The organism is Ruegeria sp. CK1 (genome assembly GCF_056536545.1).
Genome location: NZ_JBQFPX010000002.1, coordinates 298,897 through 318,423, shown reverse-complemented (window position 1 = coordinate 318,423; position 19,527 = coordinate 298,897). Strand labels below are relative to the sequence as shown.

18 protein-coding genes are annotated in these 19,527 nt (G+C 55.9%); 6 read left to right on the top strand and 12 right to left on the bottom strand.

Annotated elements, in window-relative coordinates:
* The first annotated feature begins 34 nt into the window (after positions 1-34).
* Positions 35-844, top strand: coding sequence for a serine O-acetyltransferase (gene cysE, locus ACR0L3_RS08130; RefSeq protein WP_480745165.1), 810 nt, complete (start codon positions 35-37; stop codon positions 842-844).
* A 558-nt stretch (positions 845-1,402) separates the two neighbouring features.
* Here the strand turns inward: cysE and ACR0L3_RS08125 are convergent.
* From ACR0L3_RS08125 to ACR0L3_RS08100, 6 genes are all read right to left on the bottom strand, one after another.
* Complete coding sequence (locus ACR0L3_RS08125; protein ID WP_480745163.1) at positions 1,403-2,701, bottom strand: pyruvate dehydrogenase complex dihydrolipoamide acetyltransferase; 1,299 nt, start codon at positions 2,699-2,701, stop codon at positions 1,403-1,405.
* 14 nt (positions 2,702-2,715) lie between these two features.
* Positions 2,716-4,086, bottom strand: coding sequence for a pyruvate dehydrogenase complex E1 component subunit beta (locus tag ACR0L3_RS08120; protein ID WP_480745161.1), 1,371 nt, complete (start codon positions 4,084-4,086; stop codon positions 2,716-2,718).
* A 15-nt stretch (positions 4,087-4,101) separates the two neighbouring features.
* Positions 4,102-5,091 carry a pyruvate dehydrogenase (acetyl-transferring) E1 component subunit alpha gene (gene pdhA / locus ACR0L3_RS08115; protein ID WP_480745159.1) on the bottom strand — a complete coding sequence of 330 codons (990 nt, stop codon included), beginning with the start codon at positions 5,089-5,091 and terminating at the stop codon, positions 4,102-4,104.
* A 176-nt stretch (positions 5,092-5,267) separates the two neighbouring features.
* The gene (locus ACR0L3_RS08110; protein ID WP_480745158.1) at positions 5,268-5,567 is read right to left on the bottom strand and encodes an FtsB family cell division protein; all 300 of its coding nucleotides are present in this window, start codon (positions 5,565-5,567) and stop codon (positions 5,268-5,270) included.
* 129 nt (positions 5,568-5,696) lie between these two features.
* On the bottom strand, positions 5,697-6,041 hold the full coding sequence (locus tag ACR0L3_RS08105; RefSeq protein ID WP_480745156.1) for a lysozyme inhibitor LprI family protein: 345 nt from the start codon (positions 6,039-6,041) through the stop codon (positions 5,697-5,699).
* Between the two features lie 66 nt (positions 6,042-6,107).
* Positions 6,108-7,298, bottom strand: a complete 1,191-nt coding sequence (locus tag ACR0L3_RS08100) for a phosphoglycerate kinase (RefSeq protein WP_480745154.1) — start codon at positions 7,296-7,298, stop codon at positions 6,108-6,110.
* Positions 7,299-7,432: 134 nt separating this feature from the next.
* Between ACR0L3_RS08100 and ACR0L3_RS08095 the strand changes: the two genes are divergently transcribed.
* Both ACR0L3_RS08095 and ACR0L3_RS08090 read left to right on the top strand, forming a co-directional pair.
* Positions 7,433-7,939 (top strand): peptidylprolyl isomerase, encoded by a 507-nt coding sequence (locus ACR0L3_RS08095; RefSeq protein WP_170793244.1) that lies wholly within the window; start codon positions 7,433-7,435, stop codon positions 7,937-7,939.
* Positions 7,932-8,480: a peptidylprolyl isomerase gene (locus ACR0L3_RS08090; protein WP_480745151.1), complete on the top strand. Its 549-nt coding sequence runs from the start codon at positions 7,932-7,934 to the stop codon at positions 8,478-8,480. The genes ACR0L3_RS08095 and ACR0L3_RS08090 overlap by 8 nt, the downstream gene beginning before the upstream one ends.
* A gap of 42 nt (positions 8,481-8,522) precedes the next feature.
* Here the strand turns inward: ACR0L3_RS08090 and aqpZ are convergent, their stop codons facing one another.
* From aqpZ to ACR0L3_RS08060, 6 genes are all read right to left on the bottom strand, one after another.
* Entirely contained in the window at positions 8,523-9,209 is a 687-nt protein-coding gene (aqpZ, locus tag ACR0L3_RS08085; RefSeq protein WP_480745149.1) for an aquaporin Z, read from the bottom strand.
* Positions 9,210-9,330: 121 nt separating this feature from the next.
* Positions 9,331-10,140 carry a M90 family metallopeptidase gene (locus tag ACR0L3_RS08080; protein WP_480745147.1) on the bottom strand — a complete coding sequence of 270 codons (810 nt, stop codon included), beginning with the start codon at positions 10,138-10,140 and terminating at the stop codon, positions 9,331-9,333.
* Between the two features lie 95 nt (positions 10,141-10,235).
* On the bottom strand, positions 10,236-10,736 hold the full coding sequence (locus ACR0L3_RS08075; protein WP_480427898.1) for a bactofilin family protein: 501 nt from the start codon (positions 10,734-10,736) through the stop codon (positions 10,236-10,238).
* The gene (locus ACR0L3_RS08070) at positions 10,726-12,051 is read right to left on the bottom strand and encodes a DUF5930 domain-containing protein (RefSeq protein WP_480745449.1); all 1,326 of its coding nucleotides are present in this window, start codon (positions 12,049-12,051) and stop codon (positions 10,726-10,728) included. Before ACR0L3_RS08070 ends, ACR0L3_RS08075 begins: the two co-directional genes overlap by 11 nt.
* 179 nt (positions 12,052-12,230) lie before the next feature.
* The gene (locus ACR0L3_RS08065) at positions 12,231-13,046 is read right to left on the bottom strand and encodes a ferritin-like domain-containing protein (RefSeq protein ID WP_480745448.1); all 816 of its coding nucleotides are present in this window, start codon (positions 13,044-13,046) and stop codon (positions 12,231-12,233) included.
* 84 nt (positions 13,047-13,130) lie between these two features.
* On the bottom strand, positions 13,131-13,592 hold the full coding sequence (locus ACR0L3_RS08060) for a peroxiredoxin (RefSeq protein WP_480745145.1): 462 nt from the start codon (positions 13,590-13,592) through the stop codon (positions 13,131-13,133).
* 68 nt (positions 13,593-13,660) lie between these two features.
* On the opposite strand from ACR0L3_RS08060, the gene ACR0L3_RS08055 reads away from it, so the two are divergent.
* The 3 genes from ACR0L3_RS08055 to ACR0L3_RS08045 all read left to right on the top strand — a co-directional run bounded on the left by ACR0L3_RS08055 (position 13,661) and on the right by ACR0L3_RS08045 (position 19,508).
* Positions 13,661-17,041 carry a YhdP family protein gene (locus ACR0L3_RS08055; protein WP_480745143.1) on the top strand — a complete coding sequence of 1,127 codons (3,381 nt, stop codon included), beginning with the start codon at positions 13,661-13,663 and terminating at the stop codon, positions 17,039-17,041.
* A gap of 31 nt (positions 17,042-17,072) precedes the next feature.
* The gene (gene queA, locus ACR0L3_RS08050) at positions 17,073-18,119 is read left to right on the top strand and encodes a tRNA preQ1(34) S-adenosylmethionine ribosyltransferase-isomerase QueA (protein ID WP_480745142.1); all 1,047 of its coding nucleotides are present in this window, start codon (positions 17,073-17,075) and stop codon (positions 18,117-18,119) included.
* A 111-nt stretch (positions 18,120-18,230) separates the two neighbouring features.
* Positions 18,231-19,508 carry an MFS transporter gene (locus ACR0L3_RS08045; protein WP_480745141.1) on the top strand — a complete coding sequence of 426 codons (1,278 nt, stop codon included), beginning with the start codon at positions 18,231-18,233 and terminating at the stop codon, positions 19,506-19,508.
* Positions 19,509-19,527 lie beyond the last annotated feature (19 nt).

Genomic DNA, 19,527 nt, shown 5'->3' with positions numbered 1-19,527 from the left:
ATGGCATTCTAGGCGCAGCAAAGGAACAAAGCCCATGTTGGAAAAGCGCAGTCAGGTTACACCTGTCGATCCTGTTTGGAACCGTATTACGACCGAAGCCCAGGTGGCGGTTGAAAACGAACCGTTGATGGGAGGACTGGTTCATGCCTGTATCCTGCACCACCGTAGTCTTGAGCGTGCCCTGTCGTACAGGATTTCCGCCAAGCTGAGCTCGAACGAAATGTCGATGATGGTTCTGCGCGAAATCGTGGACGAAGCCTATGCCGACGATCCTTCGTTGATCGAGGCAGCGCGGGCCGATTTGATGGCCGTTTATGAACGTGACCCTGCGTGCCATCGTCTGTTGCAGCCGATCCTTTATTTTAAAGGTTACCAGGCGATGCAGGCCTATCGTGTGGCGCATTGGCTGTGGACAAAAGGTCGTCATGACCTTGCGTATTTCTTCCAGATGCGCTCGTCCGAGATTTTTGGGATAGACATCCACCCGGCCGCCAAGATCGGAAAAGGGATCATGATTGATCATGCCCACTCCATCGTAATTGGTGAGACGGCTGTTGTCGGAGACAACGTGTCGATGCTGCATTCGGTTACGCTGGGCGGCACCGGCAAAGAAGAAGAGCAGCGTCATCCCAAGATCGGTGATGGTGTTCTGATCGGGGCCGGGGCCAAGGTTCTTGGCAATATCGAAGTTGGTCATTGCAGTCGTATCGCCGCCGGATCGGTCGTTTTGCAGGAAGTTCCCGCCTGCAAGACCGTAGCGGGTATTCCAGCCAAGATCGTCGGAGAGGCCGGCTGTGACCAGCCGGCAATCTCGATGGATCACATGCTGGGCAAAAACCAGTAGCAACCACATATGTTCGAAATTATGGCGCGTCTGAAATGGCGCGCCATATGTGTTTCAGCTCCTAGATGTCTCTGATAATTCGCAAGTAACATGCTTTAATTTGAACTGTTCCAAAGCTGCTGATCCGGGGTGAATATCTACAACATGCGCCCCGAGAGCAACGCGGGTTTTTCCGTATCCGGTTTTCGAATTTTCTTAGGCTTATAGCATAGTTGCCGCAGTGCAGGTCGTTAAAAGAACTAACTGCATTAGACCGGTCCTTGGACAGATCCAAGGAGTTGTCATCCCGAGCCTGAAAAACAAATTGGCTGTTTTCTAGCAGGCTAGTTTCATTAAGCGTAACTTTATTCGCTGGTGCGTTTTCGCACGACCTTCCCTGTTTTGGTTTTATCAAAAACGCAATTCCAAGACTGCCCGTTTGTCCTGCCGCTTAGTTCGATCAATCGGCTTCACAGCGGCTTCCCATAATCGGTTGCAAATTCAATCCACTTTACTTCGGGCAAAACAAAAGCCCCGCCAATGTGGCGGGGCTTTTTTTAGTGACGAAAGGCTTAGAAATCAGGCCAACATGACCATCGGATTTTCCAGATTGTCTACGATGGCGTTCATGAGTTCTGCACCAAGTGCACCGTCAATCACTCGGTGATCAACCGACATGGTAACTGACATAACAGTGGCCACTGTTAGTTCGCCGTCATCGCCGACAACGGGTTTTTTCACGCCTGCGCCGACGGCAAGAATTCCAGCATGCGGCGGGTTCACGATCGCGTCGAAATTGTCGATGCCAAACATGCCCAGGTTCGAGATGGCAAATGTGCCCCCCTGGTATTCATGCGGCGCCAGCTTGCGTTCTCGCGCACGTGCAGCCAAGTCCTTCATCTCTGCTGAAAGCGCAGACAGCGACTTCATGTCGGCGTCCTGCAAAACCGGTGTGAACAGACCGCCTTCGATTGCAACTGCAACAGCCACATCCGAAGGCTTCAGCTGCAGAACACGGTCCTCGGCCCAAACTGCGTTACAAGCCGGAACCTGCTGCAACGCATTGGCGACAGCTTTTATAACGAAGTCGTTGACGCTCAACTTAACGCCCCGTCCCTCTAGCTGCTTGTTCAACTGGCTGCGGAACTTGAGCAGCGCGTCCAGTTTGATGTCTCGGCGCAGGTAGAAGTGCGGAATGGTCTGCTTTGCTTCGGACAAACGCGCGGCGATGGTTTTGCGCATGCCGTCGAGTTTGATCTCCTCGTATTCGCGACCTTCATACATTCTGGCCACAGCATCCGCCGATGGACCAGCCGGAGCGGCGGCAGCCGGGGCTGCTGCGGCAGGAGCAGGCGCAGCAACCGGAGCAGTTGCGGTTGCGCCTTCGACATCTGCCTTAACGATACGACCATGCGGGCCAGAGCCAGCGATCTGGGCTAGGTCCAGACCCTTCTGCGCAGCTATCCGACGAGCCAAAGGCGAGGCGAAAATACGACCGCCATCTGCTTTGGCCGGAGCCGCCGGGGCAGGGGCAGGCGCCTCGGACGCCACTGGGGCTGCCTCTTTGTCCGCAGCAACTGCCGGGGCAGCCGCAGGTGCAGCGGCAGGCGTGGATGTAATGTCATCCGAGCTTTCGCCATCTTCCAGAAGAACTGCAATGGCGGTGTTTACTTTGACCCCTTCGGTACCTTCAGGGATAAGGATCTTACCGATTGTGCCTTCGTCGACGGCCTCGAACTCCATCGTGGCCTTGTCGGTTTCGATCTCGGCCAGCAGATCACCGGACGAAACAGTATCGCCTTCCTTGACCAGCCATTTGGCAAGCGTGCCTTCCTCCATGGTCGGTGAAAGGGCGGGCATCAGAATTTCTGTGGGCATCTGTCTGTCGCTCCTTACCGGTAGGTCACTTGTTTGACGGCGGCGATCACCTCGTCGGTGGTCACAAGCGCTAGTTTTTCTAGGTTTGCCGCATAGGGCATCGGAACATCCTTACCGGTGCAATTGATGACCGGTGCGTCGAGGTAATCGAACGCCTCTTGCATCACTACGGACGAGATGTAGCTGCCGACTGAACCTTGCGGCCAACCTTCTTCGACGGTGACCAGACGGTTCGTCTTCATCACCGAATTGATGATAGCACCGGTGTCCATCGGTCGAATGGTGCGCAGGTCGATCACCTCGGCGTTGATGCCTTCTTCGGCCAGTTTGTCGGCGGCTTCCAATGCAAACTGCATACCTATGCCAAAGCTGACGATGGTCACGTCAGAACCTTCGCGCCAGATGCGCGCTTTGCCCAGTGGGATGGTCAAGTCATCCACTTGCGGAACGTCGAATGTACGGCCGTAAAGGATTTCGTTTTCCAGAAATACCACGGGGTTGGGATCGCGGATCGCGGATTTCAACAGACCTTTGGCGTCTGCAGCTGAATAGGGCATCACCACTTTGAGGCCCGGCACCTGCATATACCATGCAGCGTAATCCTGCGAGTGCTGTGCACCTACACGCGCTGCAGCACCGTTGGGTCCGCGGAAGACGATAGGGCAGCCCATTTGGCCACCGGACATATAGAGAGTCTTGGCAGCAGAGTTGATGATTTGGTCAATCGCCTGCATGGCGAAGTTGAAGGTCATAAACTCGACAATCGGTTTCAGACCGCCGAAGGCCGAGCCGACCGCGATGCCGGTAAAGCCGTGCTCGGTGATCGGAGTGTCGATCACGCGTTTGGGGCCAAATTCGTCCAGCAAACCTTGGGAGATTTTGTAAGCGCCCTGATACTCGGCAACTTCCTCACCCATCAGAAACACATCTTCGTCCGAACGCATTTCCTCGGCCATGGCGTCGCGCAAGGCTTCGCGGACCGTTTCAGACTTCATCTCTGCCTCCGCCGGCCAGTCCGGAGACAGATCCACCACCGGGGCTGCAGGTGCAGCAGCAGCGGCAGGCGCGGGGGCTTCAACCAATACCGCGGCAGCTTCGGCGACAGCTGCAGGGGCAGCTGAGGGAAGTGCAGATGCGTCTTCGCCTTCTTCGACTAGGATCGCGATAGGTGTGTTCACCTTGACCCCTTCGGAGCCCTCAGCGATCAGGATTTTGCCGACAATACCTTCATCAACGGCTTCAAACTCCATCGTAGCCTTATCGGTTTCGATTTCGGCCATGATGTCGCCGGAAGAAACGGTATCGCCTTCCTTGACCAGCCATTTGGCCAATGTGCCCTCTTCCATCGTAGGCGAGAGTGCGGGCATGAGAATTTCGGTTGCCATGTCTTATTCGTCCTCTCAGGCGTAAATGTCGGTCCAGAGCTCGTCCAGCGACGGCTCGGGGCTTTCTTTTGAGAATTCGGCGGCCTCGTTGACGATCTCTTTGATCTCTTTGTCGATCGCCTTCAAATCGTCTTCGGTCGCGTGTTTGCCGGTCAGAAGCAGCTCGCGCACGTGTTCGATCGGGTCGCTTTGTTCGCGAACTTTCTGAACCTCTTCCCGCGTGCGGTACTTGGCCGGATCAGACATTGAGTGGCCGCGATAGCGGTAGGTTTTGATCTCAAGAATGTAAGGGCCTTTGCCCGCGCGACAGTGGGCGACGGCTTTCTCGCCTGCAGCTTTAACTGCAAGAACATCCATGCCGTCGACCATTTCACCAGGTATCCCGAAGGCTTGACCACGATGGTAAATGTCAGGGGAAGACGTCGAGCGTGCTTGCGCTGTGCCCATGGCATATTGGTTGTTCTCAATCACGAAAACCACCGGCAGTTCCCAAAGCGCTGCCATGTTGAAGGTTTCATAAACCTGACCTTGGTTTGCAGCACCATCACCGAAATAGGTAAACGTTACGCCGTCGTTTCCTTTATATTTGTCGGCAAACGCAAGGCCAGCACCAAGAGGCACCTGTGCGCCGACGATGCCGTGGCCGCCATAGAAATGCTTTTCTTTCGAGAACATGTGCATCGAGCCGCCCTTGCCTTTGGAAAGGCCCCCAATGCGTCCGGTCAATTCGGCCATAACGCCGCCCGGCTCCATCCCGCAGGCCAACATGTGACCGTGGTCGCGGTACGACGTGATGCGTTTGTCACCTTCCTTGGCTGCGGCCTCAAGGCCCACAACAACGGCTTCCTGTCCGATATAAAGGTGGCAGAAACCACCAATCAGCCCCATGCCGTAAAGTTGACCCGCTTTTTCTTCGAATCGACGGATCAGTAGCATTTCCCGGTAATAGGTTTTAAGCTCTTCTGCAGAAACGTTTGGTTTCTTTGTGGTTTTTCGCGCAGCCATTGTGGCGATCTCCCCCTTTCGGACAGATAGTTTAGCGTTAAACTATCTCATAAAGCATTTCCTGCTTTCTGGCGAGGGTAAATGTGACGCGGCGTCGTTTCGTGCGGGTTCAGGCCAGTCTTAACGGCGAAATGATCGAATCAAGCAGATTTTCACAGGAAAAATCTTGCTCTGGATCAGCGGATGACGATTTCATCCGCGCGTATCATGCCAAGAACTGAGCGTGCTTGTTGATCCAGCAGATCAAGATCCAGATAAGTATCGGACAAACGGCGGGTCAGGTTTTCCATCTCGATGATCTCGGATTCAAGCTTGGCCAGATCCTGTGACAGGGCGTCCCGTTCCGCTGCAATCTCGACCCGTCTGAACAGGCCATAGTCGCCTTGCACAGCAGCGAAGGTGAAATAAACACCCAACATAAACGCTACCATGAAGAAAACGACTGCACCCAAACCGGGCCGATGGGAACGGGACACTCTGTTAACCGCCGTATGAATTGCCTCAATAACGTGCCCTTTTTGGGCATCTGCGAACACTATGTCATAGGTGATTCGGGTTGTGAATCCCTGGATCCGCACTTTTTTTAATTTGTTGACGGTTGAAACTCATCGCCATGTTTCCAAGGCCTGATTGCGGGTTAACGTCTGCTCTTCCATACAGGCCCAATAGAACATTGCGTCCGCACTGCCGCCTGCTGAGAGGTTCGGCTCGCATGTCGCGTCTCGTTTTTTCAGCCATGCGCGCTGTTCATCAAGTAGAATCTGCCCATCGCCGCGTGCATCTGCTAAGGGCTTTACCTCGCTCCAAAGCCGATTCAATTCTCTGTCGGCTATCTCCCATTTGTCTTTGGCGCAGAAATTGGCATCCATTTGAGTTTGTCCACCGCAACTAGATTGCGCATCGGCAAGTACGGGAAACAGAGCCACGATCAGGCAAACAAACATCCTCATGCAAAAACCCCGCCTAAAGTGGGGATTTTAACATGTGTTCAGGAACACAACCAAATTGGGTAAGGATTAACCTTCCAGCGCAGCGACCCCGGGCAAGGTCTTACCTTCCATCCACTCCAAGAATGCCCCGCCCGCTGTAGAAATATACGAGAAGTCCTTCGCAGCCCCCGAAGCATTCAACGCGGCAACCGTGTCTCCACCGCCTGCGACGGAAATCAACTGTCCGGATCTGGTCAAGGCTGCGGCTTTTAGCGCAGCGGCATTGGTAGCGGTGTCGAAAGGTTCGATTTCAAACGCGCCCAGGGGGCCATTCCAAATCAGCGTCTTACTTTTGCCGAAGATGTCGGTGATTGCGGCAACACTTTCTGGACCTGCGTCCAGGATCATGCCTTCATCCGTGCATTGGTCGACAGGCAGCACTTGATGCGGCGCGTTTGCTTCGAACTTTTCCGCGACAACAATGTCCGTCGGCAGGACGATGGTGCAGCCCGTGCTTTCGGCCTTGGCAAGAATCTCAACCGCAGTGTCTTTCATCGTTGTTTCCGCCAGTGACTTACCCACATTTAGGCCTTTGGCGACCAAGAAGGTGTTCGCCATGCCACCACCGATTACGAGATAATCCACCTTGTCGATCAAGTTGCCCAACAGTTCCAGCTTGGTCGATACTTTCGCGCCACCGACAACCGCTGTAACAGGGCGCTTGGGCGCGCCCAATGCGCCTTCCAGCGCCTCTAGCTCGGCCTGCATCAGGCGACCGGCGCAAGCAGGCAGAAGGCGTGCGATGGCCTCGGTCGAGCTGTGGGCGCGGTGGGCGGCCGAAAAAGCGTCGTTGCAATAGACGTCGCCCAGTTTGGCCATTCCAGCGGCCAGATCGAAGTCGTTCTTGGTCTCAGCCGCGTGAAAGCGGGTATTCTCTAGCAACAGAACCTGACCGGGTTGCAGCGCTTCGGCGGCCAGTTCAGTTTCGGTGCCAACGCAATCTGCCGCGAATAGGACAGATGCGCCAAAGGCGTTCTCAAGGGTAGGTATAAGCTGCTTTAGCGACAGGTTCTCGCGCCGTTCGCCACCGGGACGCCCGAAATGGGCAAGCAGGATGGGTTTGCCGCCAGCAGCAAGGATATCCTTGACCGTCGGAACGATGCGCTGAATACGGGTTGCGTCCGTCACGACGCCATCCACAACTGGCACGTTGATGTCGACGCGCACCAGCACGCGTTTACCGTTCAGGTCCATGTCGTCCAGTGTTTTCCAGCCCATCGTGCGATCCTCGGATTTTCAAAACAGATTTAGGCGGTTCTTTTCCTGCATTTTGCCCTCAGGTCAATGCGTCACTTGGCTTTCACGGCCACGCATCATAGGTATTTGCGCAAGACAAACGACAGGAGGGCCTCATGGCCGAGATCAAGGATCCCGAAAACACGATCATCATCGAACTGAAGGACGGCAATGTCGTCATCGAGCTGCTGCCGGACGTGGCCCCGCAACACAGTGCCCGCATGAAGGAACTGGCGCGCGGTGGTGAATATGACAACGTGGCCTTCCACCGTGTGATCGACGGCTTCATGGCGCAGACAGGCGACGTGCAGCACGGGGACATGGAAGACGGTTTCAACCTGCGTATGGCAGGCACCGGGGGCTCATCGCTACCGAACGTACCGGCGGAATTCTCAAAGCTGCCGCATGACCGTGGCACACTTGGTGCTGCGCGCTCACAGAACCCGGATTCGGCCAACTCGCAGTTCTTCATTAACTTCAAGGACAACCACTTCCTGAACGGTCAGTACACCGTTTATGGCCGTGTGATCGACGGGATGGAGCATGTTGACGCCATCGTTCGTGGCGAGCCGCCTGCGAGCCCTGACCGCATGATCAGTGTCAAGGTCGCGGCTGATGCATAAGCTTGCGGTTGCTTTTACCCTGCTGGCCAGCCCTGCGCTGGCGACAGGGCTTCAGATCGAGATCGAAGGTGAGGGTGCCAACGGCACCGTTACCGTAGACCTGTTCGAAGATCTCGCCCCGAAACATGTCGAACAGATCAGCGCTCTGGCTGCGGAAGGCAAATACGATGGCGTAGTATTCCACCGCGTGATCGATGGCTTCATGGCGCAGACTGGCGATGTCGAATTTGGGCGCGTCGGCGGCGATATGCGCCGCGCCGGTACAGGTGGATCTGATCGCCCCGATTTGCCGGCAGAGTTCTCGGACTTCAACTATGACCGTGGGGTCGTAGGAATGGCGCGGGCGCAGGATCCAGACAGTGCGAACTCGCAATTCTTTATCATGTTCGAGCCGGGCCCATTCCTGAACGGCCAATATACGGTCGTTGGTCAGGTCACGGATGGCATGGACGTAGTTGATGCGATCAAACGGGGCGACGGCCCCAACGGTGCTGTGATCGGTCAGCCGGACGTGATGAAAACGGTCACTGTCACAGAGTGATTTTAAAAGCCCCGATGCGTTCAGTTTCGGGGCTTTTGGAACTTAGTCGTCGCCCATTGCTTGCCAGATGAGCGCCCCAATCGCAGCACCGATTAGTGGGGCAACCCAGAACAGCCAGAGCTGCGCCAAGGCGGGACCATCTGCAAAAAGGGCTACGCCGGTTGACCGCGCTGGGTTTACAGACGTGTTCGTCACCGGGATTGAAATCAGGTGAATGAGCGTCAAGCACAGACCGATGGCGATAGGTGCGAACCCGTCGGGTGCAAAATTGGATGTTGCGCCAAGAATGACCACGATGAAGAACGCCGTCAGCACGATTTCGATCACCAACGCGGACATCATCGAATAGCCTTCGGGCGATGCTTCACCATATCCGTTCGTTGCAAAGCTGCCCACGCCTTCGAACCCCGGTGCGCCACTGACGATCAAATACAAGACGGCCGCGGCGGCAATCGCGCCAATCACCTGCGCGATCCAATAGGGGACCAAGTCCTTTGCCGGAAACCTGCCGCCGATCATCAGGCCCAGGCTAACCGCCGGGTTGAAATGCCCGCCCGAGATGTGACCGACCGCATATGCCATGGTCAGAACCGTCAGGCCGAAAGCAAAGGAAACACCCAGCCAGCCTATGCCCACATCGGCAACGCCTGCTGCAAGAACGGCACTGCCGCAGCCGCCCAGCACCAACCAGAACGTGCCGAAGAACTCGGCCATAAGTTTTGATGACATGAAAAATCCTCCAGAAAACACTGATTTAAGGTTAATTCAAAAATCAAAATTTGTGCAATAGTGAGAAGGAAGAGGGCATTTCTCAGTTGCACTAGCGTGAGGTTGGACAGACCGCCGGAGCTTAATGCCAGCTGATTGGGTCCAGCCGAAACAGTTTGGACAATTGGTCATACACCTCTGGTACCGAGGTTTTCAATTCGTGGGGTTGTTCGAAAAAGACCTCGACCGAGACGGCAAAGAATTCTTCGTGCCCCACAGCACCGTAGGGGTCAATCACAGTGTGTCGGCCGTGTTCGACGGCGCGCACATGCGCGTCATAGGCAGTCAGAAAGACACGTTCCCACTCAGCAAAACTTTGCCCATCGCTCAGGATCGGGACGCCGTTGGTGCCCCCAGAAAGGTCGTCGACTTGGTGGGCGAACTCGTGCAGCACAACGTTCTGCCCATCGTGATCGTTCGCCGCCCCTCGTTTGCTGTGCGACCAAGACAAGATCACGGGCCCCCGATCCCAGCTTTCACCGGTCCGGATAATTTCTTTCTCGCTAACGACATAGCCGTCTTGCCTGCGTTGCCGCGATTTGAAAGCATTGGGATAGATCAGAATAGTCGTCAGGTGGTCGTACCATTGGTCGCTGTTGACCAGCAGCAGGCTGGCTTGCGCGGCAATGGCCAACTGCATCTCTTCCGTAACTTCAAGCCCATCGCAACCGTGGAACTTTACCTGGTTCAGAAACAGGTTCACTTTGCCATCCAGCTTGGCCCGAAGATCGGTGGGCAAACGTCGGATGAGTGGCACTTGCTGTTCAATCACAGTGCGCTGATGCTCGGTTAGTGGCGTTGCCAGCAATTGCTCACGGGCCTGGCTTTTCGACCAATGGCGGTACAGAAAAAAGCCAGCCACGATCAGCAGTATTGAAAAAAAGATCAACATTCCGAAACCCTATACCGACCACGACGGGCAGCAAGGGCAAAAGAAAACGTCGCAGTGTAACCTGCGACGTTTGCTAATTGACATATGGGTCAGTGTTACTGCTTGACCTCTGCCGCCGGGTTGGCGCCTGACTTGGCGCTGCGACCCGGGTTCAGCGGGTCGTCCTGACGCTGCACCGAACCTTCGAAATGCGCGCCGCTTTCGATAGCGATGGTCTTGTGGATGATGTCGCCTTCGACGCGTGCAGTCGAGGTCAGGCGCACTTTCAAACCACGCACGCGGCCCACGATGCGGCCGTTAATGACAACGTCATCGGCGGTGACTTCGCCTTTGATAGTCGCGGTTTCACCGATGGTCAGCAGATGCGCGCGGATGTCGCCTTCGACCGTCCCTTCGACTTGGATGTCGCCGGTGGTCTTTAGGTTCCCAGTGATGTGCAGATCCGAGGACAGTACCGACGCCGGAGGCTTGGGCTTGGGCGCGGTGCTGGCCTTGCTTTCCGTTGGGGCAGGTGCCGCAGGTGTCGCCGGAGCGGCAGGTTTTGCCGTCTCAGCGGTGCTCGGTGCGGGCTCGTTGATTTTGTTCTTAGAAAACATTTCTCGCAGCCTTGATGTAAGTCATTGGGTTAACAGGTTTTCCGTTTGCGCGTACTTCATAGTGCAGATGCGTGCCGGTAGACCGTCCGGTGCTACCCATATCAGCAATATGATCCCCGCGCGAGACCCTTTGACCAACCTTCACCCGGATCTTGGTGTTGTGTGCGTAAAGTGTCTCGATTCCGAACGCGTGCTTGATTTTAACTAACCGCCCAAAGCCGGATTGCCAGCCTGCATGGGTAACCACACCGTCGGCGGTGGCAAAAATGTCGGTGCCGTGGGGGCCAGCAAAATCAGCGCCATTGTGCATACGTCGACCGCCGGTCTTGGGGTCACGTCGTGTGCCGAAGCCGCTGGTAAAGCGAACGACGTCGCGTACCGGACTGGCAAATGGGGCTTTTTCTGCGGCGATGCGGTAAAGGTTCAGCTGGTCCATCTGTTGCAGCAGTACGTTCGCGCGGATTTCGTCGGGGGTCAGGTCCTCACCGCGCGTGCTGAAAGAGATAGGGGTGAGGGGGCCACCCATGCCGCTGTACCCACGGCGAACTTCTTCGATAATGCGGTCGGTCGGCATACCGGCCTCGCGGAACATCTTGTCCAGTGGTTCAACCGAGATGACCATCGCCTCTTCGAGTTGGCGGAAAATCTCGTCACTGCGTTCCTGCATAAGCTGGATTTCCAGCTCAAGTTCTTGGCGCTGATCAAACGCGTCCTGAGCGTCCGAAGCGATTTGGTCCCGTTCGGCCGCTGTTCGTACCAGTGCCTCGGTCATGAAATTCATCTGCTCGGGGTGGGCAACGGCGGTCACATACATGTCACCGTCATCGGTCTCGACCTGCATGTCCGCCAATTCGGTCCTGGCTTCCTCGCGCTGCTTCATCGTCGTGCGCAGGGTGGTCTGGATGACCTCGATTCCAGTCTCCAATTCGCGGCGGCGGTTTTCCGAGGCCAGAAGCTCGGATTGCATCGCCGAAATCTGTTCAAGCGCTGTATTGAAGCGATCCTGGGCAGCCAGCGCCTCTTGCGCGCGAGCATCACGTTCGGCGGACAAGATGTTCAGACGTTCCTGATATGTCGCCTGATCCCGCTTGGCCTGCTCGCGGAAGTTACCCGATCCGATGCTGTCCATCAGTAGGATCGCAGTGGCGACCGCTGTCCAGCCCACGATTACGGCAACCCCGGCGACAGCAGCAATCTGCGTTTCCGAACTCAGTCGGATAAAGCGTGTATCGTTGTCAGATTTAAGAAAGACCCGGCGCTCCGGGAACTGCCGCTCAAGCAGTGAGTGTAATTTGATTGCCAGACGTGTTCGCACGCGTCTATACCTCTCATCCCCAAGATCGGGACCGGTCATGAGTGATCGCCGTCCCTTGGACGCATTGCATAGAGGGCGCGCGTGCTTTGGGCAAGAATGTTGACTAGTTCACATATGAAACCATCTTTTTCCTGCCAATTCTCGGCGGGAAATTGCCGATAACGTCAAGTTGAGCGTGATTATTCAGCGGCGCCTGGCGGAGGCAGGTCTTCGGTCAGCGGCCAGTAAAAATCGGGTGGCAACCCAGCCTCGGCGCGTTTTTCTTCGTTGAAAGGTGGTTTAAGGGCACCGTGGAAATAGCGTCTGACCAATAGATGAAACACGACTTTGGGGTCGGCATTTTCGCGCCCGCAAAGGAAATGGAACCACTTGGAACCGTAGGCTACATGGCCGACTTCTTCGGCGTAGATAACCTCAAGCGCCGCGATGGCCTGATCTGCCTTGGCCTTACGGAAAATGTTGATCATACCGGGAGTGACGTCCAGCCCGCGTGCCTCCAGAACCATAGGGACAACAGCCAGACGCCCCATGAGGTCTTCGGCGGTATCCTCAGCGGCGCGCCACATCCCCGCATGTGCGGGCAGGGCGCCGTAGTGGCTGCCCATTGCCTCAAGACAATCGCAGACCATCTCAAAATGACGCGATTCCTCTTCGGCGCATTTGACCCAGTCGTCGTAAAACCCGATAGGCATCGGCACATGACCAAAGCGGGCGATGATGTCCCAGTGCAGATCGACCGCGTTCAACTCGATATGCGCAACCGCATGCAGCAGGGCGATCCGCCCTTCCTCAGTTCCAGGTTTGCGCTTGGGGACTTCGCGCGGAGATAGCAGTTCAGGTTTGTCTGGTCGCGCAGGTTGCAGCGGGGGCGTCGCGGTCCCGATTTCAATCGTAGGGGCATCCCCCTTGCGCGATGCAAACCACGCCGCGGCATGACGCTTGGACAGGGCGGTCTTTTCCCGGCCATCCGCCGTGGTCAAAACTTCGGTCGCCATCTGGGTCAGTGTTTTAGACACCGCGCTTCTCCATTTACGTGATTGCGCGGGTCTTAGACCGGATGGCGACCGTGGTCGAGGGGTTCATAGGGCGCGGACGGCCTCTAGTACTTCATCCACGTGGCCAGGAACTTTGACTTTGCGCCAAACCTTGGCGATCTTGCCTTCGGCGTCGATTATGAAGGTCGAACGCTCAATACCCATCGACTTTCGCCCGTACATATTCTTTTCGACCCACACGCCGTAGTCCTCGCATACGGTCGAACCTTCATCCGACAACAGCGGTGTCGTCAGGTTGTGTTTGGCAACGAATTTGTCGTGCTTGGCCACGCTGTCCCGCGAAATGCCGAACACTTGGGCGCCCGCATCTGCAAAGTCTTGAAGTTGTTCCGAGAAACCGATGGATTCCTTCGTGCAGCCCGGCGTATCATCACGAGGATAGAAGAATAGAACGACGGTGCCACCGCGTAGGTCGGAAAGCGCGACCTCGCCGCCTCCGTCGCGGGGTAAAGTGAAATCAGGGGCTATGTCTGAAACGTCGGGCATTGGAAACTCCGCTAAAGTTTTTTAAGGGCTGCCCGACATCATAGGGCGGCACGGGCGGGTTGGAAGGCGTGGAAAGAAAATTGGTTCAGCACGAAGAAAAAAGTGCGACGCAGCCGGAGAAACCCCGGAACCGTCGATCGCGCCGTCGCAAAGCTGCGCATTTTTCCGGCTGGACGCTTCTGTCACTGGGCCTTCTTGTGTTTGCGGGCTGGTTTTTTTTGTTCGGTCAGAACTTGCACGCGCCTGAATGGCTGCAAAAAAAAGTTGAGGATCGTCTTGAGCAAAGTCTCGGTGGGCTACAATTTCGCTTTGGCGACGCCAGCTTTATTGTGAACGAAGAGTGGCGCCCTCGGCTCCTGTTGACAGATGTAACAATCAGCGACGCAGCAGGTCAGCAGATTGCTAAAGTGTCGGAATTGCAGACGCGGCTTTCGATGCGAGGTTTGCTGCGGGGGCAGATTCGACCACGACGTATTTCCGTGCAAGACGCGCAATTTGCTCTGACGCGCGGTCTGGATGGCGCACTGACCCTAACTGTTGGAGCCGGAAGCGCACCGGTGCAAAAGGCTCCGGATCTGGCGCAATTGATTGAGCAATCCGACGACGTGTTTTTGTCGCCCATCCTGTCAGGCCTTCGGTCAGTGGAACTGGAATCTCTGACAGTGGACTACCAGGACCTGCGCCTTGGTCGCGCTTGGGTGTTTGACGGAGGTCACATCACGATTGACCGCAGTGGCGATGAAATGCGTTTGACCACCGGTTTTTCGGTTCTAACTGGACGTGACTACGCCAGCTCAATCGAAGCCAATTACACGAGTGTTCTGGGTACGCCGCAAGCGCAGTTTGGAATATCAATCAATGACTTGCCTGCCGAAGATATTGCAGGCCAAAGCCTTGCGTTGTCGTGGATGCAGGTTCTTAAGGCTCCTATTTCCGGGGCGTTACGTGGCAGCGTTGATGCAAACGCAGCCTTGGGGTCAGTGTATGCGACGCTAAATCTTGGTTCAGGAGCAGTCCAACCAACGCAGGAAACGCGTCCGATACCGTTTGAATCGGCCAGTACGTACTTCACTTACGACCCAAGCCGACAGGTGTTGGATTTCAATGAGATGGCAGTGGTCTCGGCCTGGGGATCATTTCAGGCTGAGGGGCAGGCGTATTTGCACGGAATCGAAAACGGCGTTCTGGACAGCCTGACATCGCAGCTGCGCCTCAGTAGTATTAACATTAATCCGGCGAACCTGTTTCCTGAACCACTGGATCTGGCGCGCGCTGACCTGGATTTTCAAATGAAACTCGCCCCGTTTGAAGTTCAGCTGGGGCAGGTCATGATTGAAGACGCGAATTATCGGCTTCTCGCGTCGGGTAGTTTACACGGTGAAACAACAGGTTGGGCGGCGCGAGTGGATGCGCATTTGGATAGTATGAATGCAGATCATTTGCTAAATTACTGGCCAGAGAGATTGGCGCCGAAACCTCGGATTTGGGTTGCAGAAAACCTATTCGAGGGCCGGTTTTCAGACGTCGATTTCGCATTGCGCCTGAAACCACAAGCCAAACCGGAAATCTATTTGGACTTCGGTTTTGACGAAGCCAAGATCAGGTTTGCCAAGACCCTTCCCCCTATACAGAAAGCTCAGGGTCAAGCCAGCCTGATCAATGACCGTTTCACCGCCACGGCTGAAGCTGGTTTTGTCATGGCTGATCAGGGCGGTGCGGTTGATGCCTCGGGTACGTCGTTCATCATTCCAGATACCAGCATCAAAGGAGTGTCCCCGTCTATTACGCGGATCACAGCCAAAGGCAGCGTGACTGCGGCAATGTCTCTGCTGGACCGACCACCGCTGCAGTTGCTGTCCAAAGCGAACCTGCCAGTAGACGTGGCGAGCGGGCAGGTGTCGCTGTCGGGTACCTTAGCACTGCCTATGAAAAAGGGGCTTAAGTTTGATGAGACGCAATTCCATTTCCTTGGAGATGTCGCCAATGTTCAAAGTGATCGGCTTGTGCCCGGATTTTCAGTAAGCGCCGACCGTCTGACACTTGAAGGTGACCAAACGGAGGTCGAAGTCGGAGGTAACGGGCTATTTGGTGATGTTCCGATACAAGCTAATTGGCGGCAGCCTATCGGTGGCAGTGAACCGCAACGCAGCGAATTGACGGGGCAGATTGAACTGTCTCCGCGGCTTATGACCGAGTTAAAGGCGGGGCTGCCGCAGGGGATGCTGACTGGACAGGGCACTGCAGATATTGAGCTTGGCATTGGTGCAGGAGAGCCACCGAAACTTACGGCTTCGTCCGATCTGGCGGGGGTTTCCTTGGCTATCCCTGAGTTGGGGTGGCGCAAAGGGGCAAGTACAAAAGGCAGGATGACGGTTGCGGCGACGCTGGGGGAAAACCTGCGTGTGGACGAACTCAAGCTGAACGCAGCAGGGTTGCAGACCACTGCGTCAATTTCTTTCAATCAGGGTGATTTCGACCGCGTTCAGTTCAGTTCGTTCGATTTGGGTAACTGGTTGGCGGTTCCAGCTGAACTGGTAAATCGCGGGGGTGCGGTGCCCGACATTCGCGTTCTCGGCGGAGTGATGAACCTTGGGCGCGCAACCTTTGGTAGCGGCAGTGGTGGAGGCGGGTCTGGCGCAGGGCCTCGACTGGATGTGGCGCTGGATCGCTTGCAAGTCACCGAGACCATTGCATTGACCGGTTTCAAGGGTGCGTTTCAAACCACTGGCGGTGTGAACGGTTCGTTTACCGCCAGCGTGAACGGAGGCGCCCCAGTTAACGGGCAGGTCACCCCGCGCTCAGGTCGCAGTGCAGTGACGCTGACGTCTGGCGATGCGGGCGCGGTTTTGCGGTCGGCTGGTATGATTACCCAGGCGCGCGGTGGGTCCTTGAATGTGCAACTTGAACCGGTGGCGGGGCCTGGAAACTATGACGTGAACGCAAAAATCACGAATACTCGCATCAAGGACGCTCCGGCAATGGCTGCTTTGCTCAATGCGATCAGCCTTGTTGGCCTGTTGGACGAGATGGCAGGTCAGGGCATATTTTTCGCGACTATCGAAAGCCGGATGCGAATTACGCCGACCGAGGTAAAAGTTCTTAGCGGTAGCGCGGTCGGGCCGTCGATGGGTCTGTCCTTTGATGGTACGATCAACACTGTTTCGGGGATGCTGAACCTGCGTGGAGCGATCTCTCCGATCTATCTGGTGAATGCGATTGGCAGCGTTTTCACCAAAAAGGGTGAAGGTGTCATCGGTTTCAACTACACCCTGACCGGCCCGCTGCGTCAGCCGAAAGTATCGGTGAATCCGCTTTCCGGACTAGCTCCACTGTTCCTGCGGAACCTTCTGAGGCCTCCAGCACCTACGGTCTCTGACGGACCAAATGCGCAACCCGTCAAGCCGGATGTGCCCAAACGAGTTTTCGGGTCGAACCCAGAGGACCGTTGAATGTGCGTGAGTGGCGCTGTATGGCGCGGCCATGAAACTCAGCGATTTTGATTTCCACCTGCCTGAAGACCTTATCGCCACGCGGCCTGCCAGCCCGAGGTCGTCCGCGCGTATGCTGGTTGTCCACGGCAATGCGGTGTCTGATGCGCACGCTTTCGACTTGCCCGACTGGCTGGAACCCGGTGATCGGCTGGTATTGAACGACACTCGCGTTATCCCAGCGCGCTTGAATGGTCGTCGCCACCGAGATAGCGCCCAAGGCCCGGTATCGGCCGCAATCGAGGCCACCTTGTTGGATCCTCAAGCCGATGGAACATGGGCTGCGCTGATCAAGCCGTTGAAGAAGGTCAAGCTGGGTGAGGAAATCCGGTTCTCCGATGACCTCAGCGCCTTGTTGGTTCGGATCGATGATGGGCAAGCCTACCTTCGGTTCAACTTGACGGGCGATGATTTCGACGCCGCGTTGGAACAAGCCGGTGCGATGCCTCTGCCGCCATACATTGCCGCCAAACGCCCGGCAGACGAGCGGGACAAAACAGACTATCAGACAATCTGGGCGCGCAATTCGGGTGCCGTCGCGGCTCCGACGGCCTCGCTGCACTTTGACGACGCGCTGATGCACGCGCTTTCCGAGCGCGGCGTTACGTTCAGCCATGTGACGCTGCACGTGGGGGCTGGCACCTTCCTGCCGGTCAAGGTCGAGGACGTAACGACCCATAAGATGCATGCCGAGTGGGGCAGGGTCAGCGCTACCGCCGCTGAGGAAATCCGAGCCACCAAAGCCGCTGGCGGGCGGGTCATACCGGTAGGCACCACCGCACTGCGTCTGATCGAAAGTGCGGCGCGCTCGGGCCAGATCGAACCGTGGGAGGGGGAGACGGATATCTTCATCTATCCCGGTTTTAAATTCCACGTGACTGACGCTCTAATGACCAATTTCCACCTGCCTAAGTCCACTTTGCTGATGTTGGTTTCGGCTTTGATGGGGCGGGATCGCATGCGAGATGTCTATGCCCATGCGATCAAACAGAAATATCGGTTCTTTTCCTATGGGGACGCGTCGCTTTTGATCCCATAAAGGGCGTGTTGTCGGGATCGTTATTTGTCAATGTCGTAGACAAGCACGACCAGAGCAGTTTTTCATATCAAAACGAATCCAAATTCCGGTCGGCATTTTACGGAGGCCTAAATGCTTCAGGTCCTTTCCAGCGCATGGGCGCTACTTCTTGGTATTTGCCTGTTGATGGTCGGAAACGGCTTGCAGGGCACAATTCTTGGTGTCAGGGGCGAGATCGAGGGTTTTTCGACTCTGGAAATGTCTTTTGTGATGTCGGCTTATTTTGTCGGCTTTCTAGGGGGATCGCGCCTGGCGCCCGAGATGATCCGACGAGTCGGCCATGTAAGGGTTTTTGCGGCGCTGGCCTCGTTCATTTCTGCCGTCATGATTCTTTATCCGTTGATGACCAACCCGGTGGTCTGGATTTTAGGGCGCGTTGTGATCGGATTTTGCTTTTCCGGTGTGTATGTGACCGCAGAAAGCTGGCTGAACAACGCGGCTAGCAACGAAAACCGTGGCCAGGCTCTGTCGCTCTATATGATCTTCCAAATGACAGGGGTCATCGCTGCGCAGGGTTTGGTGGTGCTGGGTGATCCGGCTGGTTTTGATACTTTTGTTGTCGCATCCATTCTGGTTTCGGTCTCTTTCGCTCCGATTCTACTTTCAATCTCTCCAACGCCCGCATTTGACACCACCAAGCCCATGACATTGCGAGAGTTGTTCGGATATTCGCCCTTGGGCTGCGTGGGCATGTTTCTTCTGGGCGGCGTGTTTTCGGCGCAGTTCGGTATGGCGTCAGTGTACGGCGCCCGAGCTGGCCTGACGCTTGTTGAAATTTCTACGTTTATCGCCGCGTTCTACGTTGGCGCATTGGTTTTGCAATATCCGTTGGGCTGGATGTCAGATCGAATGGACCGCCGTACACTTATCATGCTTGTTGCCGGAGTAGGGGCTGCAGCGGCCGTTGTTGGCATGATGTTCGGTTTCGCGTTTGCGATCCTTTTGGGAGCGGCCTTTGTGATTGGTGGAATGTCGAACCCGCTTTATTCTCTGCTGATCGCTCACGCCAACGACTTTTTGGAACATGAAGATATGGCCGCGGCCTCGGGCGGGTTGCTATTTATTAACGGCTTGGGTGCTATCGCTGGTCCGCTGATTACCGGTTGGTTGATGGGTGATGCTGTCTTCGGTCCGCAAGGGTTTTTCTTGTTCATCGCTGCGCTGCTGGCGACTATGGCTGTGTACGCCCTGTACCGTACGACCCAGCGTGCTGCGATCCCAGTTGATGAAACCGGAACGATGTCACCGTTTTATCCAACAGCTTCACCTGTGGCGCTTGAAGTGGCACAGGAGGTTGCAATCGAAGCCGCCGAAGCCGAAGCAGAGGCCGAGACGCAAGATGTTGCCTAGAACACACAATTATGTCGCA

What these genes read in the sequence shown, in the direction of transcription:
- ACR0L3_RS08075 (WP_480427898.1), bottom strand. Translation starts at nt 10,736, where the DNA reads ATGTTTTCTAAGAACAAAATCAACGAGCCCGCACCGAGCACCGCTGAG.
- ACR0L3_RS08095 (WP_170793244.1), top strand. Translation starts at nt 7,433, where the DNA reads ATGGCCGAGATCAAGGATCCCGAAAACACGATCATCATCGAACTGAAG.
- ACR0L3_RS08065 (WP_480745448.1), bottom strand. Translation starts at nt 13,046, where the DNA reads ATGGCGACCGAAGTTTTGACCACGGCGGATGGCCGGGAAAAGACCGCC.
- ACR0L3_RS08100 (WP_480745154.1), bottom strand. Translation starts at nt 7,298, where the DNA reads ATGGGCTGGAAAACACTGGACGACATGGACCTGAACGGTAAACGCGTG.
- ACR0L3_RS08120 (WP_480745161.1), bottom strand. Translation starts at nt 4,086, where the DNA reads ATGGCAACCGAAATTCTCATGCCCGCACTCTCGCCTACGATGGAAGAG.
- cysE (WP_480745165.1), top strand. Translation starts at nt 35, where the DNA reads ATGTTGGAAAAGCGCAGTCAGGTTACACCTGTCGATCCTGTTTGGAAC.
- ACR0L3_RS08090 (WP_480745151.1), top strand. Translation starts at nt 7,932, where the DNA reads ATGCATAAGCTTGCGGTTGCTTTTACCCTGCTGGCCAGCCCTGCGCTG.
- ACR0L3_RS08125 (WP_480745163.1), bottom strand. Translation starts at nt 2,701, where the DNA reads ATGCCCACAGAAATTCTGATGCCCGCCCTTTCACCGACCATGGAGGAA.
- aqpZ (WP_480745149.1), bottom strand. Translation starts at nt 9,209, where the DNA reads ATGTCATCAAAACTTATGGCCGAGTTCTTCGGCACGTTCTGGTTGGTG.
- ACR0L3_RS08080 (WP_480745147.1), bottom strand. Translation starts at nt 10,140, where the DNA reads ATGTTGATCTTTTTTTCAATACTGCTGATCGTGGCTGGCTTTTTTCTG.
- ACR0L3_RS08105 (WP_480745156.1), bottom strand. Translation starts at nt 6,041, where the DNA reads ATGAGGATGTTTGTTTGCCTGATCGTGGCTCTGTTTCCCGTACTTGCC.
- pdhA (WP_480745159.1), bottom strand. Translation starts at nt 5,091, where the DNA reads ATGGCTGCGCGAAAAACCACAAAGAAACCAAACGTTTCTGCAGAAGAG.
- ACR0L3_RS08045 (WP_480745141.1), top strand. Translation starts at nt 18,231, where the DNA reads ATGCTTCAGGTCCTTTCCAGCGCATGGGCGCTACTTCTTGGTATTTGC.
- queA (WP_480745142.1), top strand. Translation starts at nt 17,073, where the DNA reads ATGAAACTCAGCGATTTTGATTTCCACCTGCCTGAAGACCTTATCGCC.
- ACR0L3_RS08060 (WP_480745145.1), bottom strand. Translation starts at nt 13,592, where the DNA reads ATGCCCGACGTTTCAGACATAGCCCCTGATTTCACTTTACCCCGCGAC.